This is a genomic window from Leclercia sp. EC_58, assembly GCF_019584355.1.
In the GTDB taxonomy this organism is placed as follows: Bacteria; Pseudomonadota; Gammaproteobacteria; order Enterobacterales; family Enterobacteriaceae; genus Enterobacter.
This window is the reverse complement of record NZ_VDAM01000010.1, coordinates 1-683: the sequence shown is the minus strand read 5'-3', so window position 1 is coordinate 683 and position 683 is coordinate 1. Positions and strand designations below refer to the sequence as shown.

General features: G+C 46.6%; 2 protein-coding genes. Both read right to left on the bottom strand.

Features of this window, described 5'->3' with window-relative positions; translation table 11 throughout:
* On the bottom strand, positions 1 to 59 hold a 59-nt coding region (locus FHC51_RS23345; protein ID WP_129692833.1), incomplete at its 3' end, for an IS1 family transposase.
* 211 nt (positions 60 to 270) lie between these two features.
* Positions 271 to 573, bottom strand: a complete 303-nt coding sequence (locus FHC51_RS22490; RefSeq protein WP_309236377.1) for a transposase — start codon at positions 571 to 573, stop codon at positions 271 to 273.
* Positions 574 to 683 lie beyond the last annotated feature (110 nt).

Here is a 683-nt window from a genome sequence, read left to right as displayed (position 1 = left end):
TTACGCACCACGCCTTCAGTAGCGGAGCAGGAAGGACATCTGATGGAAATGGAAGCCACGCAAGCACCTTAAAATCACCATCATACACTAAATCAGTAAGTTGGCAGCATTACCTTTAATTGTCCAGTTTAATCTGAACTGAAGATATGAGATGCATGGCTGATAAGAAATATCTATACGGGGCGGAAGTTAATCTGCTCACCGTCCACTCCTGGCACAGAGCAGACCCTCAGGAAGACCCTGATATGCCATTACATCTGAGAGTGAAAACTAAGGGGTTAGACTGCTTACCCCCTCATAAACCCAGTCTTTTTGATCGCGAAACATGGCATTAAGTATCGTAACAAACTTCCTTATACAGGCTGTAAGCGCCACTTTTTTGGGTTTTCCCCTTGCTAACAGTCCGTTAAAGAAAGCTTTGATTTGAGGGTTATAACGGACTGCTGAAAGCATGGCCATAAAGAGAGTGGCGCGCAGACCAGACTTTCCACCCCAGATCGCCCTTTTCCCTCGGAGTTGCCCACTGTCTCTGTCATAAGGACAAACACCAACCAAAGCTGAAATCTGTGGCACTGTTGCAAATAGTCGGTGGTGATAAACTTATCATCCCCTTTTGCTGATGGAGCTGCACATGAACCCATTCAAAGGCCGGCATTTTCAGCGTGACATCATTCTGTGGGCCG